The following is an 18,216-nucleotide window of genomic DNA, read 5'->3' as shown; positions in this document are numbered from 1 at the left end:
ACACCATTTCTCTTATTCTAACAAAAATGGAAAAAACACACCATCTAAAGGTGTGTTTTTTCCACAAATAATTATATTTTACTAGTTTTTACACTATCAAATTCATCTAAGATTTCTTGCGATGGTTCTTTACCAATTAAGCTAACGACCATAATGGCAATCCAGCCAAAGATAAATCCTGGAACAATTTCATATAGGTCGAATAAACCACCTGATAGCTCACTCCAGACAAAGACTGTTACTGCACCAACGATCATTCCAGCTAATGCACCATTTCGAGTCATGCGTCTCCAGAACAATGCTAGAATAATGACAGGCCCAAACGCTGCTCCAAAGCCTGCCCACGCATATGATACTAGATCTAGTACTGAACTTTCCGGATTGTAAGCGAGGATAATCGCAATAATTGCAATTAAGACAACCCCTGCTCTACCGACCCAAACCAGTTCAGTTTGACTAGCATTTTTTCTAAAAATAGCTTTATAGAAGTCCTCAGTAATCGCACTTGAAGATACTAATAATTGTGAGTCAATTGTGCTCATAATTGCTGCTAAAATAGCTGCCAGTAAGAAACCAGATACCCAAGGATTAAATAAGATTTGGGTAAATAGGATAAATACTGTTTCATGGGCGCCATCAGCAATCGCATCTGCTGGACCATTTGCTGAGAAGTAAGCAATCCCAACAAATCCAGTAAAGATTGCTCCCATCAATGCTAATACCATCCAACTCATCCCTACTAATCTAGCTTTAGGAATTTCTTTAGACGATTTCACAGCCATAAAACGCGTGATGATATGAGGTTGACCAAAATAACCTAAGCCCCAAGCAGCTAAAGAAATAATCCCCATCGCTGTTACACCAGCAAATACATCTAGATGAGCTGGGTCCACATTCCCTACCGCTGAAACCGTTGCACTCCAGCCACCCATTTCAGCAATAGCAACTATCGGAACAATGATTAGAGCCAAGAACATTAAGATCCCTTGGAAGAAATCTGTCCAGCTGACTGCTAAAAATCCACCTAAGAACGTATATGAAATAATTACAATAGCACCTATCCATAATGCCTGAGTATAAGTTAATCCGAATGAAGCTTCAAATAAATAAGCTCCTCCGACAAGACCTGAAGATGTATAAAAGGCGAAGAAGATTAAGATGACAAATGCAGAAATTACCCGAAGAATTTTTGAGTCATCTCGAAAACGGTTTTCTAAGAAATCAGGTACTGTAATAGAGTCTCCTGCAATCTCAGTGTACTTTCGTAAGCGAGTAGCGATAAACTGCCAATTTAAGTATGCCCCAACAGCTAAACCTACGGAAATCCAAATCGCTTCCATACCAGCAATATATGCGTACCCAGGTAAACCTAGCAATAACCAACTACTCATGTCAGAGGCACCCGCACTCAACGCGGCGACTCCCCCACCTAACCTCCTTCCTCCTAGAACATAATCTGATAAATTGCTAGTCATTCGATAAGCAAAAAGACCGATTGCCAGCATCCCAACTAAGTAAACTATAAACGTAACTAACGTTGCTGTTTCCAATGTTATTCTCTCCCTTCAGTAAAATATGTGATGACAGATAGCACGATTAGTAATGGCATCGGAATAAATAACCAAAACCAGGTTGCTGCTGATAATGCGTGCTCCATATTTCCACCTCCTATTCCCCAGACACATTTTTCCTATACAGCTTTATACATTAACTAAAAAGCACTGTTAACCTATACATATAAGAAGATAGTTGATAATATAACACAAAGTAATTAACCGAACAGTCGGAAAGTTAGCAAAATAAAATTCTATTAGTATAATTATTCACCTTTTATGCCGAACAACGCATTTTCTCCTGTATATAAGAATATAAATACACCTAACTAAATTTAAATAAATTTGAATTTTTTTTGAACAAAGTATAAAATAGCTTGATTTTTAATTTTATTTCTATATAATTTTATTTCTTTTTTCATTACAAAAAAAAAAATAAATCAGTCCAATTGAACTGACCAATTTCACACCCACAATCTTAGGCTTATTCCTTTACTTCCATAGCAAAAAACGACTATCACATTGATAGCCGTTTCTGTTTTTAACGGTAAATATGCACAAAAGGTTCTTGTTCTGAGTGTCGGACAATAATACTCTCAGCGCCTTCTAACGATGTTAAGTAGATTTGAACCGTTAGTGTGGTTGGAAAATGTTTTTTCATTCGATCGGTTATATATTGACTCATTGCAATAATTTCTGCTTTGCTGCTAGTTTGTAAGTTAATTGTAATCGTTAACTCTTGAAGTTGATCGTTTTTATAGCGACCTTTGCCTACAACACCTACATAATTGTCAAAGAAGCCGTCGATGTCCTGCTTAAAGTTCGCAAAGCGGTTGGCGTCTTCCCGAAAATCCTGTGTGGCTTGCCTTGACGGATAAAAGTAGTACGCTTCATTAATGGTTTCCCAACGTTCAATACGTTTCCCTGGTTCAATCACTGTCATGGCCATAAATGTCCCAGGTACTAGTGATCTCCGAACTTCTTCTTTATAAAGGGCAATCATAATTGGAACATTAGCTAGGTTGTCTCTCTCACGAACTCGGTTTAATACTTCAATCGCAATTCGTTTTCCTTCTGCCAATATGTCCTCTTCATCTAAAGGAACTTCAAACGATGGACCACCAACCTCCGTTTGATAGTAATACATTGAGTTTAAAGAGATCCCCAATACTAAGCCACCTAATTCAAGAGACCCGCCGTCTTCAACACCCTTTAAATAATTGTGTTCCATAATATGAGACAAGTAAGACGGTTGATTTTCATGTTTTTCTCTCTCCGTATCGCCTTCTCCTAACGGTGGATTTAAGCCTTCACGATGGCTTTCCATTTCTGGATTGTATCTTCGTAGCCATCGATTAATTAATGATCCCTCTAAATACTGACCTTCCTGAAAGAAATATTGATTTTGCGAAAACCTCGTAGAAGCTAGCTCCATTAATCCAATTTCTAGTTGATTAATATCAATTCGATTAAACACAGCATGTGGCACTAAGCCTCTAGCTTCACTATGGCGATAATCTCCTTCATGCAGAACTGTTCGGTAATAGTTTTCTGGTGTATTTAAATTTGGACTAATAATAACCTGCTCATCATCTTCTGTATCTTCAATAACTATAATTTCTTCTTCTTTTTCGAGTACCCCAATACATCCCGATAAAAAAAGTGTCGTTATCGCTAGTACACTTACGAAACGTTTCAAAATGACACCCTCCTCTACCTAAACACAGCTCGGAGGATGACTCGTAAGCCACCCACCCGACTATTTATTTAATTCTTCCACTAATCTTTCTTCATTCCAAATATCAATACCTAAACTCTCTGCTTTCGTTAACTTCGAGCCAGCCTTTTCCCCAGCAATTAAAAGATCGGTCTTGGCACTAACACTGCCTGTTACTTTACCGCCCAGTGCCTCAATCTTTTCTTTTGCTTCTTCTCTTGATAATATCTCTAGCTTACCAGTTAAGACAATTATTTTGTTTAAGAAAATCGAATTACCAGAAACTTCAATTTTCGGACCTTTATATTCTGTATTTACTCCAAGGGATTTTAACTCTGAAATAAGTTCCCCGACCTCTGGGGTATTAAAGTAGCGAACGATCGATTCTGCCATCTTAATACCGATCTCATTTATTGCAACTAACTCTTCTTCACTTGCCTCATGTAATCCATCAATGTTCTCAAAATGCTGTGCCAGAGTCTTCGCCGCTTTTGCACCAACAAAACGAATCCCTAGACCAAATAAAAGTTTTTCTAATGAATTCCCTTTAGACGTTTCAATTGCCTGTAAGAGGTTGTCTACAGATTTTTCACCCATTCGTTCAAGATTTAGTAATTCATCTCTTTGTAACTTATATATATCAGCAACATCCTGAATTAATTCATGTTCAAATAGCTGGGTGATCACTCGTTCTCCTAAGCCATCAATATTCATCGCGTTTCTTGAAACAAAGTGAATTAGACCTTCACGAATTTGAGCTGGACATTTTGGATTAATACAACGAAGGGCTACCTCTTCTTCTAAACGCACCAATTCACTTTCACACGCAGGACAATGGGTAGGCATATGAAATTCTACTTCTTCTCCAGTCCGGAGTTCCTCAAGTACATTTACAACCTCAGGAATAATGTCACCCGCTTTTTTAATTACTACTTTATCGCCAATTTTTAAATCCTTTTGACGGATTAAGTCTTCATTGTGTAGTGAAGCTCTTTTTACAGTAGTCCCAGCCACTTGTACTGGTGTAAGAAGCGCTGTTGGAGTGACAACTCCAGTACGACCAACACTTAGCTCAATCCCCTCCAAGGTTGTCACCACTTCTTCAGCAGGGAATTTATAAGCAATCGCCCATCTTGGGCTTTTCGCTGTAAATCCAAGCTTTTTTTGAGCCTCTAATGAGTCTACTTTTATAACAATCCCATCAATTTCGTATGGCAGATGAGGACGCTTGTCTAACCAGCTGTCCACATATTCAATAACCTCATCAATGTTCTTACAGTGTCGTGCTTCTTTGTTTGTTTTTAAGCCTAACTGACTCATATATTCAAGAGCTTCAGTATGGGAAGAAAGCTCTTTATCTTTGATTTGTGCAAGCGAATATAGGAAAATATCTAAATTCCTCTTTGCAGCAATTTTTGGATCCAATTGTCTAAGAGACCCCGCCGCTGCGTTCCGCGGGTTAGCAAATGGTTCCTCACCCGCTTCTCGTTTTGCTTCGTTTAACTTCTCAAAAGACTTCTTGGGCATAAAAGCCTCACCACGAACCTCTAAATCGACTGCTTCTTTTAACCTCATCGGAATGGAACGTACTGTTTTTAAATTATTTGTGATGTTTTCCCCAGTTGTACCGTCTCCTCTAGTTGCCCCTAGGACAAAGCGTCCTTTTTCATATTTCAGTGAAACTGCTAGCCCATCAATTTTTAGCTCACAAGCATAAGTTACAGCACCACCAAAGCCTTCAGTTACACGGCGATCAAAATCACGAAGATCTTGTTCGTTAAAGGCATTCCCTAAGCTTAACATCGGAATTTCATGTTGAACCTTCTCAAAATGAGGTAGTGGTTCACCACCAATACGGACAGAAGGTGAGTCTTCTGTAATTAAATCTGGGTACTCATTTTCAATCTGAATTAGCCCGTTCATAGCTTGATCATACTCGGCATCAGACACAATCGGTTTGTCCAATACATAGTAATGATAACCGTATTCCTCAAGCTTTTCCCTTAATTCAGCTAATTTATTTTCAGCTTCCATACGATCCATTTTTTTCGTCCTTTCCTTTGAGAATGTAGAGATAATGTAGAATTAAGAATGTAGAATGTAGAATTTTTTCGTAGTGCTACGAAGCATTTCTAAACATTCTACATTCTGCATTTTACATTCTACATTCTACATTTACTAAACTTTGTTTATCGGCGCAAATTTAGCTGCTAGACGTTTGATACCAATAGGTTGTGGGAAAGCAATGTCCAGTTCGACATTCTCACTAGAACCTTTCATACTAACGACTGTTCCTATGCCCCATTTTTTATGCTCAGCCTTGTCGCCTACTTGCCAAGAGAATTGATCGCCACCAGTTGTTGTCATTTGCGGACGGGAAGATGCCATCATTCGTTGTCTCTGTGGAGCGGCTGCTGGGCTAGGTCTTGATGTTTTCGCCCAAGCTGGTGCTTCTTTTTGTTCGTTTAACGATTCAAGTACTTCGCTTGGAATTTCTTTAATAAAGCGAGATTGCGGATTTGTATTCGTACGTCCAAATAGCGTTCTCATTTTTGCACAAGACAAGTATAAGCGTTGCTCTGCACGTGTAATTCCTACATAAGCAAGTCGTCTTTCTTCTTCCATCTCTTCTTCTTCAAAAAGAGAGCGGCTATGAGGAAATACACCTTCCTCCATCCCAATTAAGAAGACTACCGGGAACTCTAATCCTTTTGCCGAGTGCAAAGTCATTAATAACACACGGTCAGAGTCTTGTTGTTCATTCTCGTCTTCATCAACTTTATCAATATCTGCAACTAACGCCAAATCTGTTAAAAATGCTACTAATGATTTATCGTCAGTTCTTTTTTCAAACTCATTCGTAACAGATAAGAATTCATCTATATTTTCTAAACGGGCCTGTGATTCAATTGTCTTTTCCAATTTAAGCATTTCTCGATAACCCGTCTTTTCTAGTAATTCCTCAACAAGCTCTGTCACCGATAAGTACTCTTCAAGCTGTACCCAGCCACGCATTTGATCAATAAATTCGACAAGTTTATTCGTAGTTCCTTTGGCTAAGCCCATTTGCTCAACTTCATGTAATGCTTGGAAAATAGATATTCCTTGAGCCCCTGCAAAATCAGCAATTTTCTCAATCGTTGTTGCGCCAATTCCGCGCTTAGGTACATTGATAATGCGTCGTAATGAAATATCATCGTCAGGGTTGGCCACAACACGTAAATAAGCCAAAAGATCTTTAATCTCTTTACGATCATAGAACTTAGTCCCGCCAACAATGTTGTAGTTAATGTTGGATTTCACTAATAATTCCTCAATCACACGTGACTGAGCATTTGTGCGGTACAAAATGGCCATGTCGGTAAGCTTATAATCATGTTCCTTCATTAGTTCTTTAATTTTTCCAACAACAAAGTAAGCTTCATCATGTTCAGTATCGCCAATAAAGCAAGCAATATTGTCACCTTGCTGATTTTCTGTCCATAAATTTTTCGGCTTACGGTTCAGGTTATTATTAATAACTTGATTTGCCGCTTGTAAAATAGTTTTTGTTGAACGATAATTCTGTTCCAACATAATCGTTGTTGAAGTTGGATAATCAGTCTCGAACGTTAATATATTCGTAATATCAGCCCCACGCCAGCGATAGATTGACTGATCGGAATCCCCTACTACACAAATGTTTTTGTAGCGCTCGGCAATCATTTTTACGAGCATATACTGAGCTCTATTTGTATCCTGATACTCATCAACGTGAATATACTGGAATTTTCGTTGATAAAATTCAAGAACTTCAGGAACCTGCTTGAACAATTGAATTGTCGTCATAATTAAGTCATCAAAGTCTAGCGCATGATTTTTACGAAGTTCTTTTTGATATGCTTCATATACATCAGCAACAGTTGATTCGTAAGGGCCTTTTGCAATTTGTTGATATTCTTTAACCGTCTTTAACTCGTTCTTTGCACTGCTAATACTACCTAATAAACTTCTAGGTTCAAATTTCTTAGAATCAATGTTTTTTTGCTTTAAAATTTGCTTAATTACCGACAGTTGATCACCTGGATCTAAAATCGTAAAGCTTCGTTTCACACCGATTCGATCTATGTCTCTTCTTAAGATACGGACACACATCGAGTGGAATGTAGAAATCCAGATATCCTCTGCTGTAGGGCCAATAATTTTTTTGACACGTTCCTTCATTTCTTTTGCAGCTTTATTCGTAAACGTGATTGCTAGAATTGACCATGGCGCAGCTTGTTTTTCACCAATTAAATAGGCAATTCGGTTTGTTAATACTCTTGTTTTTCCTGAGCCAGCACCAGCCATAATTAATAGGGCTCCATCTGTATGCTTTACAGCTTCACGTTGTTCGTTATTTAATCCACTTAATATTGATTGTGCGTTCATTTTTTACCCCCACCACCAAAACATATGTTCTCTTTATTTTAAAGTAATTAATGTAGAATGTAAAATGTAGAATTTAGAATGCAAAATGGGGAATGTAAAATGTTGCATAGCTTGTCCCTCAACAATTCATAATTCTTAAATCTTAATTCACAATTAAGATTTACATTTCACAGTAGAAAGTGCTGTTTCTAGATTATCATAAATAATATTTCCGACAACGATTGTATCTGCGTATTGTGCCATTTCTTTCGCTTGCTCTAGCGTTTGGATTCCGCCGCCATAAAAGAGCTTCGTTGTTTGTAGTTCATCACTTACTTCTTTTACTACTTCAAGATCTCCGTAAGTTCCGCTATATTCTAAATAAAAGATTGGGAACCGGAACATCTTTTCTGCCATTTGGGCATAGGCTACAATGTCTTCCATCGCTAGCTCAGTATTAGCCTCTGTTAAACCTGCAACTTTACTATTCGGGTTTAAGACACAATAACCTTCCATAATAATTTCATCCCAATTCATAATTGCTCCAAATTCTTTTACAGCCTGATGATGTAATCCTGTAATCCAATCTGTTGAATTACTGTTCAAAATAGAAGGGATAAAGTAATAGTCAAACCCTGGAATTACTACATCTATGGAAGAAACTTCTAAAGCACAAGGCACAGAGTAGCGTCGAATTCTCATGAGAAGATCTATGACATTATCTTCTGTTACACCATCACTTCCGCCAATGATAATGCCATCTGTTCCTGACTCACAAATTCGCTCAAGATCGTGAGCGTTTATTTCTTTATTTGGATCCAATTTAAATACATGTTTCCATTCATGGTATTCCAGCATTTTTTGTGCTCCTTTTTTATCTCATATCCTCATTCGGTTATTATATCAAAAAATGCTTTTATACTCATCAATACATAGCGAGTATTTACAATTAGTTTCTTCCAATTAGAAATACGCAGCATCTCGTCACGTTTGCTTACAATTTAGCTAGACAAAAAAGAAGCTAATTTTCTCAAAAACTAGCTTCTTTCCTTATTAATAATTCCAGTTTGGTGGTTGTGGGTATTGATAGTATTGTTGCTGTTGCTGTGGTTGATATTGATATTGTTGTTGCTCTTGGTGTTGCTGGTAACGGTGTGGCACTGGTGTTGGAGCATGGTAGGTTGTGTGTTGTGGATAATAAACAGGATTTGTAAAATCCATTTCATTATGATGTGTCCCAAAGAATGGTTTTGTATAATCTTGAGAAGGCCAGTGCTGAACGTTTAATTTATTATATTTTACCGGCTCATCTGATACGTAGGCACACACATTTCCTTTTCCATCAAGCTTATCATCCATGACACCTGGAAGGCCCACTAAAGAAGGGATTGTTAGTTGCATTCCTTCCTGTAAATTATGTGGATCAACATGTTGATTATGTCCAAACAGGACGTTAACGTCCATCTTATACCTATCAGCTACATCGTAAAGGGTTTCTCCCCTTTTCGTAATATGAATTCTCATTTCAAAACAAACCTCCTAAAGCAATTTATCATAACAATATATAGTTATTCAAAAATTGGGTTTTTGCTATAGAATTAGGCTAGTTTCCTACATTTAATTGTTTTAGATTTTCTGTGTCATCATCCCAACTCGAACATACGATAAGAGTATAGGACAAAAAACGGGAGGATGTTTATGTTGACACATATGAACAATATCCTTGGGATACGAATTAACAGTGCTTCTTCCAACGCCTCTATCAACTTTGGTAATGTCGTCCATAAAGGCCATCAAGCAAACATTAAGATGAATGTAGGTTATGCTCAAGCTGGTGACGCTAACTTCTCACCACTACAATTTAATAATGCAAACTTAACGAATGATCCGGACGTTCAAGATCAAGTTCAGGCACAAATTTAATCTTTGGGAGGTCATTATGTTTTTTACTCATATGAATAACATCGTTGGTATACGAATGAACAATTTATCGGCAAATGCATCGGTTAACTTCGGTAACGCTATCCTTAAAGGATTTCAAGGTAACTTAAAGTCGAATGTAGGCTATTTACAACCAGGGGATGCTAATTTTTCACCTTTGCAATTTAATAATGCAAACTTGACGAACGATCCGGATGTTGTCGACCAAGGGCAAACTCAAATTTAGTCAAATGATTGGAGAAGCTTATGTTTCCTACTCACATGAATAACATTGTTGGAATTAGAGTTAATGACCTTTCGGAAAATGCCTCAGTAAACTTTGGGAATTCTATTTTGAAAGGGTTCCAAGGTAATATTAAGAATAACACTGGGTATCACCATCCAGGTGACGCAAATTTTGCTCCATTGCAATTTAATAATGCAAACCTTTATAATGACCCTAACATTCAAGATCAGGTTCAAGCTCAAGTTTAATTTTTATGGAAAGGACTAGAATTTTATGCAAATAAACATACGAAACATACGAGTAAATTCAATTAGTACCATTGGTTCCTTGAACATTGGAAAAACTGTGTTTACTGATAATCGCTCTTCTAGTGCCCAATTTCCTAAAGGTAATTATGAAGAAACAGAGCCTGAAAACGGTGAAGAAGAAAATAATGAGGAAAACGGTGAACCTATTGAGTTTAATCCACCGATGGGAGTACCACCAATTATTATTCCTTAGTTATGATCATAAGAAATCGAACACCACTAATTTTCTTTTGAAATTAGTGGTGAATTTTTTTCAAAATAGGTGAACGCCCAGAGCCCATCTTTCATACTCTATCTAGAGACTACAACAGGGGTGAATGAAATGTATTACTACCAATGGCCTTACTTCTATTATTATAATCAGCAGCCTTGTTATTGGGGGTGTACGGATCGATCCCAATGCAAATTTAAACAGCAACATCAGCAGTATGCTCCTACCTATATGGACCAACAATATGTAGACCCGGCCTATTATCAGCAATACATGGATGCGGAACAGTTTTATATGGAAAATCAGGTGAAAGATACTAATATAGAAAATAAAAAAGAGATAAATCCTGAACAAATAAATCAGATAAAGCCAGTTCCAGTTAAAAATGATTACGCTCATCAAGTTATTACTAAACTTGAGAACTTGCAAAACAAACTAGAAGAAATGGAAAAAGAAAATGAAGAGTTAAAAGAAAAGGTACAAAATATTAAACCGATTAACATTGAAAATATTAATTATAAAATTCAGGAATTAACCGTCGAGGAGCTATCCGGAAGTCTTAACATAGGACTTTCAGCTTTAACTGATGCGGAAAATCTTAAAAAACTCCTAGAAGAAAAAGGCGAAATAAAATTTAACGACCTCGATACAGAAGCTATGGAGAACATGGAGGAAATGGAAGATTTCAATGGAGCATAGGAGTAGACTTTAGAGCACACGAAATAAATGAAGCCGTGTGCTCTAAAGTATTTTTAGGGGATGAATTCTTGTAAAGCCTCACTAAGCATGTTCCTCAAGGATTTTTAATTAATCATTTATTTAAAGCTAGTTTCTTGGAAGTTCAACAATTTATAAAGTAGACGAGCTGCTTCTTGTTCGTTTGTTGGGAGCCTTTCTAGATTTAAGTCAGGGATCATTCGAAACAATCTTGCAATCCTAGGTAAATGTAGCTTTGCTTCTCTTACTATTTTTTCATTTACCAAGAGCTCTGGTCCACCATATTCTAATAACTTACCGTCTTTCATGATAATAATTGTGTCTGCCCATGAAACGGCAAAGTCAACATCGTGTGTAGATAATAGAACCGTTTTCCCCATGAAATTCAACCCTTGAAGAAGAGCAGCCACTTCATCTTGTCCCTGTGGATCTAAGTAAGACATCGGTTCATCTAAAATCACGATATCTGGCTTCATAGCTAAAACACCCGCAATCGCTACTCGCTTTTTCTGACCGTAGCTAAGTTGATAAGGTGCTTTTTGTTTAAACTCAAGCATTCCAACTGATCCCAGAGCTACGTTACACACGGCTTCAATCTCTTCCTCGGATAACCCTAGATTCCTAGGACCGAACTGAACATCCTCCCAAACCGTCCCAGAAATTACTTGGTCATCTGGGTCTTGGAAGACCAACCCCACTTTTTGGCGAATGAGTTTTGCACTTTTTTTATTTAGAGGAACGCCCATTATCGAGATCGATCCTTCTTGCGGCAATTTCAAACCATTTAAATGGTGAAGTAATGTGGACTTACCTGCTCCGTTTGGTCCGAGTAGAGCAATCTTCGACCCCATCGGAATTTGTAGTGAGATATTTTCAATGGCCGTCGTTGTATCAGGGTAACTATAGGTTACATTTTGGATATCAATCGCAAGCATCTCTTCACCTCCCATATGGTTGTCCACCTGAAAAATACATTTTATATATTTTTGTCTTTTTGAGGTGCCAGGCACCTCAAAAAGAAAGTGCCTGGCACCTTAGGTAGACAACTTACGTAAATTTCTTCCCTAGCTTTCCTGCATCGACCATAGAAGCTAGTACGTCGGCGATTATTCGTGTACCAAGCAACGCGGTTTGGTCACTTACATCATATGGAGGCGATACTTCAACTAACTCCATTCCGCAAATTCCTTCTCTTGCAACAATATCTAAGAATTTCAATCCTTCACGTGGTAGGAAACCACCTGGCTCTGGCCATCCTGTACCTGGTACAAATCCAGCATCAAAGCTATCAATATCTACACTTAGATAAACTGCTTTTGCTCCACCCTGCCATGCTTTTTCAAGGGCAATTTCAGCTACTTTTTCAATTCCTAACCTCTCGATATCAAAAATAGAAATAGCTGTTGTATTGAACTTCCTTACATTTTTAACAGCCTCACGCGGCACCTGCCAGCCACCAATACCAACTTGAACTAGGTTAGAGGGTGGCGCATTTGGAATGTTTGTGGCATGGAACCAAGGTGTTGTATGCATCCTCTCATCCATGTCTTTTTCCTGTAAGTCTAGATGGCGGTCCATATGGATAATTCCTACTTTTCCATCAATGTTATCTGCAATTGCTCTTAAACATGGGTAACCAATGGCGTGGTCTCCCCCTAACATCACTGGCAATGTTCCCTGAGCAAATACATGAGATACAGCTTTATATATTTGGTCAAAACTCTTTTCTATATTGGCAATCGTAAAAACATCACCGACGTCACACATCTTTAACGATTCCGCTAAATCTACACCTTTTTCATAGCTGTAACTTGTATACAGTTTAGAAATTCGGCGCATTGCTTCTGGTCCAAATCTAGCCCCAGCTCGATATGTTGTACCAATATCAAACGGCACTCCAATAAACGCTACATCATACTCTCCTACTTTACGCACATCCTCTAAAAATGGGGTACGTAAAAATGTCGGAATACCTGCATATGCAGGGCGTGGTTCTCTGGTGAATGTTGAAATTGTTCGATCACCTATGGATGGAGCTGCCTCCAAGCCATATTTTAATGATCTTTGCAATATTTTCTCATTTTCAATCTCCGGAATTTTCGCTTCCTTTTTCGCATGTTCTATTCCGAGTAGATCCGTGTGGCGATCACTTTCAAGAGCTTTTTTCTTTCGAAAGCTTAAGCCATGATTGTCGAAAAATCCCACCGTGTATCACATCCTTTTCTCTTAAATTCAGATGTACTTCTTGATGTCATTCAGCGAGAGGCAGGAGCACATACTAACCTATTTATATTCCTTCGCTAGTCAATAAATGCCTAGACAAATTGCGAATTTTCTGTGGAACTAGCCCATTTCCTGTCAAAAAATAAAGAGCTGTTCTAACCAGCTCTTTTTACTCTTCGTCTAAGTTTTGGATATTGACTTTCTTTTTTATAGGCGTTGACCGTATTAATCGATGTAAATGAATGACTAGCACGCCCCGTTGATATGAGGCGTCAACTTTATCGTCTCTCACTGGGTATGGAAGTTCAACTGTCCGTTTAAATGGTCCTTGGGCTAATTCCTCTTGGATAAGACGAAAACCGCTATAATCTACATGAAGCGTTCCTCTGACCTCAAGAGTGCGTTCATATGCGTAAATATCTACTTCTTCAAGCTTTAATCCCGGCAAAGCAAAAATAACTAATAATTCATTACCAGATTCGTAAATATTAAGCTTTGGACCACTCGAATCAAAAATTAAGTTTTGAAAATCGGAAAAGAAATCTTCACCTAAAAAATTAGGCATCCCCTTTTTCCAGCCACCGTTACCTCCACCATTCATTGGCCAAAATTTATTCATTTCCACGCCTCCTTTTTCACTACCAGTTTATGAAAATAGGCGAATTAAGTGCATGATTAAAAGAAAAAAAGTGAAGGTTATAGCGCAATGGCTAAACCTTCACTTTTGTTCACTAGATCCAGAAGAAAGCAGAACCTAAGGCAAAACCACCAATGGCTGCTAAAGCAATCGGAAACCAAGGTCTAACGCCCCAGCCCCAGCCGCCAAAGCCCCAACCATAACCTGAAACACCAGGAGTCATAGGCTCAATGTAGACGTGTTGATGGTCTACATGAACAATCTTACCCACGTGCATCTTTCCACATTTTTCATAAATTGTAACAACCTTGCCTTTATGCTGACAGCAAAGATTATAATAATGGCTCATCGTTTTCATCCCTCCATTTGTCCTAATTCCCTATTAATATATTTAAATGTCCACGTTATTGACTGTACATATACACAGTGTCATTTAAAATAGGCAGTCCTCTTCTTATAGTTACCTAGTTAAATACCCTCGCAAACTTAGGTCTTTCACATAAGCTAAGATGAACTAGATAGGATTAAGTAAGAGGAATTCATACAATTCTAAGGAGGTTACAATGTTTCCCTTTTCAGCATTATTTAGAAAAAATCAGATGGGGTTTAACCCATTTGCTATTCAAAGTCAAATGATGAAACATCCAATGGCAGGTGGTCAATTTCCGTTTAACATGATGAAACAAAACCCAACGGGTGGCGGAGGGCAATCTTTTCCCTTTAGTATGATGGGTGGATCAGGACAATCTTTCCCTTTTAACATGATGAAGCAAGGTCCTATGGGCGGTGGGGGCCAGTCATTCCCATTTAGTATGATGGGGAATCAATTTCCTTTTAATATGGCTAAGCAAAACCCACCAAGTGGAGGAGGTTCAAATTCGCCAAACATGAACAGTTCTTTTCCATTCAACATGCTGAACCAAAATCCAATGGGGTTCCCTTTTAACTACGAAAATCAGCCGGTACAAGAGGAAAACCCTTTTACAAATAGTTTTTTCCAACCTCAACAAGGGCAAATGCAACAAAATCCAGGGCAAATGCAGCAACAAGCTCCGCAATTTCCACATTCTCTAATAAGAGATCAGTCGGGAAAACTTGATTTTAATAAAATAGGAAACGGAGTTCAATCCACATTAGGACTCGTTGGTCAAATGGGACCCCTCATGAAGATGTTCGGCGGCTTTTTTAGATAAAGCAAAAATAAAGGTGCTAAGAGTCCAACTTCTTAGCACCTTTATAAAATTTATTTAACTAATTCTTCAGCCTTAACTGAAGTTTCTTCTAAATGAGTAGCAATTTTTCTATTGTCATCATTTAAACTTTCGAGTGTAGCACTCATTTCTTCCAAACTAGCTGATGCCTCTTCAATAATGGCTGCTAGTTCATTAGTTGAACCTTCTACTTTCGTAGTGTTCGATTGAACATTAGTAACCAAGCTTTCAAATTGTGTAAACTTCGTTGTAAGGTTTAAAAGTGTCTCTGACAATGTGGTAAAAGCATCTTTCACCCCGATTGTTGCATCCAGGTTTTCTGTAAGTTTTGTGCTACTCTGAGTCATTTTCTCTAAGGCAGCACCATTGCTATAATTAACCTCAGTAAGGTTACTTGTAATTTTAGCAGCAGTTACATTTGTTATCTCAGCCAGCTTACGAATTTCATCGGCCACTACTGAGAACCCTCTACCCGCCTCACCTGCTCTTGCAGCCTCAATTGATGCATTAAGAGCCAGTAAATTTGTTTGCTCTGAAATTTCTTTAATTTTATCCGTAAAGCTATTTGTTTGTTCGATTTTTTTCGAAAGCGTTGTAAAGTTGTCATTCAACTCTCTAATTGTTTTTTCGAGATCGTTCATACTAGTGTTTAGAGAGTCAGCCTTTTTTAAACCAGTTTGAGAAACTGTTTGTGCCTTACCTGAGCTAGTCATTAGTTCTTGTAATTCAACACTAAGCTTGTTCATGCCACTCATCGTGTCTAGTGCGTTTTGAGCTATCTCTGAAATTTGTTCACTTTGTGATTGTGAGCCTGCTGAGACTTCGTTAATGGCTATCGACATCTCCGTTTGAGATTGTAAATTACTTTGAAGCTGCTCATTAATAGTAGAAATACTACTACTAATTATAGAAACATTTTCTTGCAGTGAAGTACGTTCTTGTTCTTTCTTTTCCGCATCTAATTGTGATTGAGCTAATACTTCCGCTAATTTATTTGACTGCAACTTACTTAGTCTAAGTAACACAAACAAAATTAGTCCGATTAAAAAATATACTAACATTATGACTGTAAACTCATTATTAATCATTTCTGTATATTGAGTCGCAAGCTGCTTGTTCATAATTTGACCAACTAAGCCAAATATGAAACCAAAGGCAAAGATATTTTGATACATGTGAATGGTAGAAAAGACTAATAGAAGGTTTAAAATAAGTATAGTAGATAACCCTCCACCAAACAGATTAATAGATAAGATCGTCATCAGATAGACAAAGATTATAAATACAAAAGGATACACTTGTTCTTTATTTTTTATTACTTTATGAAACAAGAAATATAGAATGATTAGTACAATAAGTTCACTCCCATATAAAAAGATTCGATTGACATCATTGGTAATGATTGAATAACCTAATCCCGCAACTAATGAAATACCAAATGCAATCAAAATCCATAAGTTTTTCATCCTAATGTCTTGCTTTTGTGCACTCTCTACAATGTTCATTTTGAGACCCCCAAGTTTGTTGGTTTATTCTTAATTATAAGTCTTCTTTAGATCATTTACTACAAATTTCGACGAAAAACTACATATTGCCACATTTACCAATTTGTATATAATAAAAAGAAAAAAACATACCCTCACCCGTCTGGTGAATAGTATGTTTTTTGTACTTACTACTACTTATCAGAAATATTCTTTTGATTGAATTGCCCTTCTTTAACACGTTCAAGGGTCATCTCATATCCATCGTTGCCATAGTTTAGACAACGCTTTACACGGGAAATCGTCGCTGTACTTGCACCTGTTTCAGCTTCAATCTTTTGGTATGTAAATCCTTCACGAAGCATACGAGCAACTTCAAGACGTTGTGCTAAAGATTGAATTTCATTTATCGTACAAAGATCATCAAAAAATTGATAGCATTCTTCTAAATCCTTCAAGCTAAGAATTGATAAGAATAATTGATCTAGTTCTTTTCCTCTTAGTTTATCAATTTGCATCTAAACCATCCTTTCTCTAACCTGTTAATTTAGTGTTACATTTGAATCTAGTTTTGGAACAATATTAATCCAAGTCTTCCCTTGAACAAAACCTACTTTTTCTCCGTTTTTCATTGGTAGGATTTGTCCATCGACATTTGTCCATTGAACAGATTGGACAACTCCGTGGTGAATTAAAAATCCATTCCCCCCTGAAGTTATATCAATGGCTCTTCGGCCAACATCATCTATTACTCGGTGGCCCATTTCAACAACAAAGATATTATCAATCAATACAGGATTTTTCGTTTCCAGATCTAAGCTTTGGTCTCCACCAATAATGCGGATGTATCTTTTCTCGGCTTCGTCATATTGATAAACAACATTATTAGCATTACTACCATAATTAATGCTTACTTCGTTTGCCTTATCCCCTAGAACTACAGCACCTTTTTCTAAAAACGGGAGCGGGGGAACCGGAACTGTTAATGAACGTTTTGCATGTTCTGCGGCCTTAAGTAAATTATCATAACTCGTATATAAATTATGAGGTGCTTTTCTCGCAGAAGAACGTGAAAAATATCGACCATCGTAGTCTAGTCCACTAATGAAATCAACTTGTCCACTTTGGAACATGGCGAACGCTTGGGGACTTCCACCAGCCGATACATAAATACCATTATACCCATTATTTAACCGGATATAATAATCCCTCGCACTACGTACTGGCCCAATAATTTCAGGTCTTTCACTATGGAAAAACGCAAGTAATCGAGTAATTGTTGCTTCAGAAAGCACCTCGTACACCAAGTCCGCTTGGTAAATACCTGATTGCGGTCTGGCTGAACGGGTATTCTCAATCATCACACCAAATGCCCGATGACTTACCTCTTCATTGGTACCTATCCCTGTTAAAGGATAGGTATTTAAAAACACTTCTTTTTCCTCTTCTTCAACTGGTTCGATTTCTATTTCTTCCTCAACTTCTACTTCACCTGGTTCTTCAACCACATGTGAAGACTCATCCTTGTTACAAGCAACTATAAACATGATTAAAAACAAAAGAATTAAACTTAATGTAAACCTTTTCATTCTCTACCAT

19 protein-coding genes are annotated in these 18,216 nt (G+C 37.6%); 6 read left to right on the top strand and 13 right to left on the bottom strand.

Features of this window, described 5'->3' with window-relative positions:
• Positions 1-71: 71 nt before the first annotated feature.
• The 6 genes from putP to DS745_RS06685 form a co-directional block, all read right to left on the bottom strand.
• Entirely contained in the window at positions 72-1,550 is a 1,479-nt protein-coding gene (gene putP, locus DS745_RS06710) for a sodium/proline symporter PutP (RefSeq protein WP_129077502.1), read from the bottom strand.
• Between the two features lie 544 nt (positions 1,551-2,094).
• The gene (locus tag DS745_RS06705) at positions 2,095-3,252 is read right to left on the bottom strand and encodes a CamS family sex pheromone protein (RefSeq protein ID WP_161568193.1); all 1,158 of its coding nucleotides are present in this window, start codon (positions 3,250-3,252) and stop codon (positions 2,095-2,097) included.
• Positions 3,253-3,312: 60 nt separating this feature from the next.
• Positions 3,313-5,313 carry an NAD-dependent DNA ligase LigA gene (gene ligA, locus DS745_RS06700; RefSeq protein WP_129077500.1) on the bottom strand — a complete coding sequence of 667 codons (2,001 nt, stop codon included), beginning with the start codon at positions 5,311-5,313 and terminating at the stop codon, positions 3,313-3,315.
• Between the two features lie 135 nt (positions 5,314-5,448).
• A complete protein-coding gene (gene pcrA / locus DS745_RS06695) occupies positions 5,449-7,680 on the bottom strand; it encodes a DNA helicase PcrA (protein WP_129077499.1) in 2,232 nt (743 codons plus the stop codon).
• A gap of 153 nt (positions 7,681-7,833) precedes the next feature.
• Complete coding sequence (gene pcrB, locus DS745_RS06690) at positions 7,834-8,517, bottom strand: heptaprenylglyceryl phosphate synthase (protein WP_129077498.1); 684 nt, start codon at positions 8,515-8,517, stop codon at positions 7,834-7,836.
• Between the two features lie 195 nt (positions 8,518-8,712).
• On the bottom strand, positions 8,713-9,183 hold the full coding sequence (locus DS745_RS06685) for a LysM peptidoglycan-binding domain-containing protein (protein ID WP_129077497.1): 471 nt from the start codon (positions 9,181-9,183) through the stop codon (positions 8,713-8,715).
• A gap of 174 nt (positions 9,184-9,357) precedes the next feature.
• On the opposite strand from DS745_RS06685, the gene DS745_RS06680 reads away from it, so the two are divergent.
• From DS745_RS06680 to gerPC, 5 genes are all read left to right on the top strand, one after another.
• The gene (locus tag DS745_RS06680) at positions 9,358-9,582 is read left to right on the top strand and encodes a spore germination protein (RefSeq protein WP_241657738.1); all 225 of its coding nucleotides are present in this window, start codon (positions 9,358-9,360) and stop codon (positions 9,580-9,582) included.
• Between the two features lie 16 nt (positions 9,583-9,598).
• Positions 9,599-9,826, top strand: coding sequence for a spore germination protein (locus tag DS745_RS06675; protein WP_129077495.1), 228 nt, complete (start codon positions 9,599-9,601; stop codon positions 9,824-9,826).
• Between the two features lie 20 nt (positions 9,827-9,846).
• On the top strand, positions 9,847-10,074 hold the full coding sequence (locus DS745_RS06670; RefSeq protein ID WP_129077494.1) for a hypothetical protein: 228 nt from the start codon (positions 9,847-9,849) through the stop codon (positions 10,072-10,074).
• Positions 10,075-10,099: 25 nt separating this feature from the next.
• On the top strand, positions 10,100-10,327 hold the full coding sequence (locus tag DS745_RS06665) for a hypothetical protein (protein WP_129077493.1): 228 nt from the start codon (positions 10,100-10,102) through the stop codon (positions 10,325-10,327).
• Positions 10,328-10,456: 129 nt separating this feature from the next.
• Positions 10,457-11,044 (top strand): spore germination protein GerPC, encoded by a 588-nt coding sequence (gene gerPC, locus DS745_RS06660; RefSeq protein WP_129077492.1) that lies wholly within the window; start codon positions 10,457-10,459, stop codon positions 11,042-11,044.
• Positions 11,045-11,160: 116 nt separating this feature from the next.
• On the opposite strand, the gene DS745_RS06655 is transcribed toward gerPC, so the two are convergent.
• From DS745_RS06655 to DS745_RS06640, 4 genes are all read right to left on the bottom strand, one after another.
• The gene (locus DS745_RS06655; RefSeq protein WP_241657737.1) at positions 11,161-12,012 is read right to left on the bottom strand and encodes an ATP-binding cassette domain-containing protein; all 852 of its coding nucleotides are present in this window, start codon (positions 12,010-12,012) and stop codon (positions 11,161-11,163) included.
• A gap of 97 nt (positions 12,013-12,109) precedes the next feature.
• Entirely contained in the window at positions 12,110-13,267 is a 1,158-nt protein-coding gene (locus DS745_RS06650; protein ID WP_129077491.1) for an agmatinase family protein, read from the bottom strand.
• A gap of 187 nt (positions 13,268-13,454) precedes the next feature.
• Positions 13,455-13,904 carry an Hsp20/alpha crystallin family protein gene (locus DS745_RS06645; protein ID WP_129077490.1) on the bottom strand — a complete coding sequence of 150 codons (450 nt, stop codon included), beginning with the start codon at positions 13,902-13,904 and terminating at the stop codon, positions 13,455-13,457.
• A 112-nt stretch (positions 13,905-14,016) separates the two neighbouring features.
• Entirely contained in the window at positions 14,017-14,271 is a 255-nt protein-coding gene (locus tag DS745_RS06640; RefSeq protein WP_129077489.1) for a hypothetical protein, read from the bottom strand.
• Positions 14,272-14,485: 214 nt separating this feature from the next.
• On the opposite strand from DS745_RS06640, the gene DS745_RS06635 reads away from it, so the two are divergent.
• Positions 14,486-15,115, top strand: coding sequence for a hypothetical protein (locus DS745_RS06635; RefSeq protein ID WP_129077488.1), 630 nt, complete (start codon positions 14,486-14,488; stop codon positions 15,113-15,115).
• Between the two features lie 50 nt (positions 15,116-15,165).
• Here DS745_RS06635 and DS745_RS06630 read toward each other — a convergent pair whose 3' ends face one another.
• The 3 genes from DS745_RS06630 to DS745_RS06620 form a co-directional block, all read right to left on the bottom strand.
• Positions 15,166-16,638, bottom strand: a complete 1,473-nt coding sequence (locus DS745_RS06630) for a methyl-accepting chemotaxis protein (protein WP_129077487.1) — start codon at positions 16,636-16,638, stop codon at positions 15,166-15,168.
• A gap of 173 nt (positions 16,639-16,811) precedes the next feature.
• On the bottom strand, positions 16,812-17,135 hold the full coding sequence (locus DS745_RS06625; RefSeq protein WP_129077486.1) for a YerC/YecD family TrpR-related protein: 324 nt from the start codon (positions 17,133-17,135) through the stop codon (positions 16,812-16,814).
• A 24-nt stretch (positions 17,136-17,159) separates the two neighbouring features.
• Positions 17,160-18,206 (bottom strand): DUF3048 domain-containing protein, encoded by a 1,047-nt coding sequence (locus DS745_RS06620; protein WP_129077485.1) that lies wholly within the window; start codon positions 18,204-18,206, stop codon positions 17,160-17,162.
• Between the last annotated feature and the right edge of the window lie 10 nt (positions 18,207-18,216).

The organism is Anaerobacillus alkaliphilus (assembly GCF_004116265.1).
Taxonomy (GTDB): Bacteria; Bacillota; Bacilli; order Bacillales; family Anaerobacillaceae; genus Anaerobacillus; species Anaerobacillus alkaliphilus.
The sequence above is the reverse complement of the archived record's forward strand: the minus strand, read 5'-3'. Positions and strand labels throughout refer to the sequence as shown.

Excerpts from the sequence above, each read along its gene's own strand:
- ligA (WP_129077500.1), bottom strand. The coding sequence starts at position 5,313 with ATGGATCGTATGGAAGCTGAAAATAAATTAGCTGAATTAAGGGAAAAG.
- pcrA (WP_129077499.1), bottom strand. The coding sequence starts at position 7,680 with ATGAACGCACAATCAATATTAAGTGGATTAAATAACGAACAACGTGAA.
- pcrB (WP_129077498.1), bottom strand. The coding sequence starts at position 8,517 with ATGCTGGAATACCATGAATGGAAACATGTATTTAAATTGGATCCAAAT.
- DS745_RS06685 (WP_129077497.1), bottom strand. The coding sequence starts at position 9,183 with ATGAGAATTCATATTACGAAAAGGGGAGAAACCCTTTACGATGTAGCT.
- DS745_RS06680 (WP_241657738.1), top strand. The coding sequence starts at position 9,358 with ATGTTGACACATATGAACAATATCCTTGGGATACGAATTAACAGTGCT.
- DS745_RS06675 (WP_129077495.1), top strand. The coding sequence starts at position 9,599 with ATGTTTTTTACTCATATGAATAACATCGTTGGTATACGAATGAACAAT.
- DS745_RS06670 (WP_129077494.1), top strand. The coding sequence starts at position 9,847 with ATGTTTCCTACTCACATGAATAACATTGTTGGAATTAGAGTTAATGAC.
- DS745_RS06665 (WP_129077493.1), top strand. The coding sequence starts at position 10,100 with ATGCAAATAAACATACGAAACATACGAGTAAATTCAATTAGTACCATT.
- gerPC (WP_129077492.1), top strand. The coding sequence starts at position 10,457 with ATGTATTACTACCAATGGCCTTACTTCTATTATTATAATCAGCAGCCT.
- DS745_RS06655 (WP_241657737.1), bottom strand. The coding sequence starts at position 12,012 with ATGGGAGGTGAAGAGATGCTTGCGATTGATATCCAAAATGTAACCTAT.
- DS745_RS06645 (WP_129077490.1), bottom strand. The coding sequence starts at position 13,904 with ATGAATAAATTTTGGCCAATGAATGGTGGAGGTAACGGTGGCTGGAAA.
- DS745_RS06640 (WP_129077489.1), bottom strand. The coding sequence starts at position 14,271 with ATGAGCCATTATTATAATCTTTGCTGTCAGCATAAAGGCAAGGTTGTT.
- DS745_RS06635 (WP_129077488.1), top strand. The coding sequence starts at position 14,486 with ATGTTTCCCTTTTCAGCATTATTTAGAAAAAATCAGATGGGGTTTAAC.
- DS745_RS06630 (WP_129077487.1), bottom strand. The coding sequence starts at position 16,638 with ATGAACATTGTAGAGAGTGCACAAAAGCAAGACATTAGGATGAAAAAC.
- DS745_RS06625 (WP_129077486.1), bottom strand. The coding sequence starts at position 17,135 with ATGCAAATTGATAAACTAAGAGGAAAAGAACTAGATCAATTATTCTTA.
- DS745_RS06620 (WP_129077485.1), bottom strand. The coding sequence starts at position 18,206 with ATGAAAAGGTTTACATTAAGTTTAATTCTTTTGTTTTTAATCATGTTT.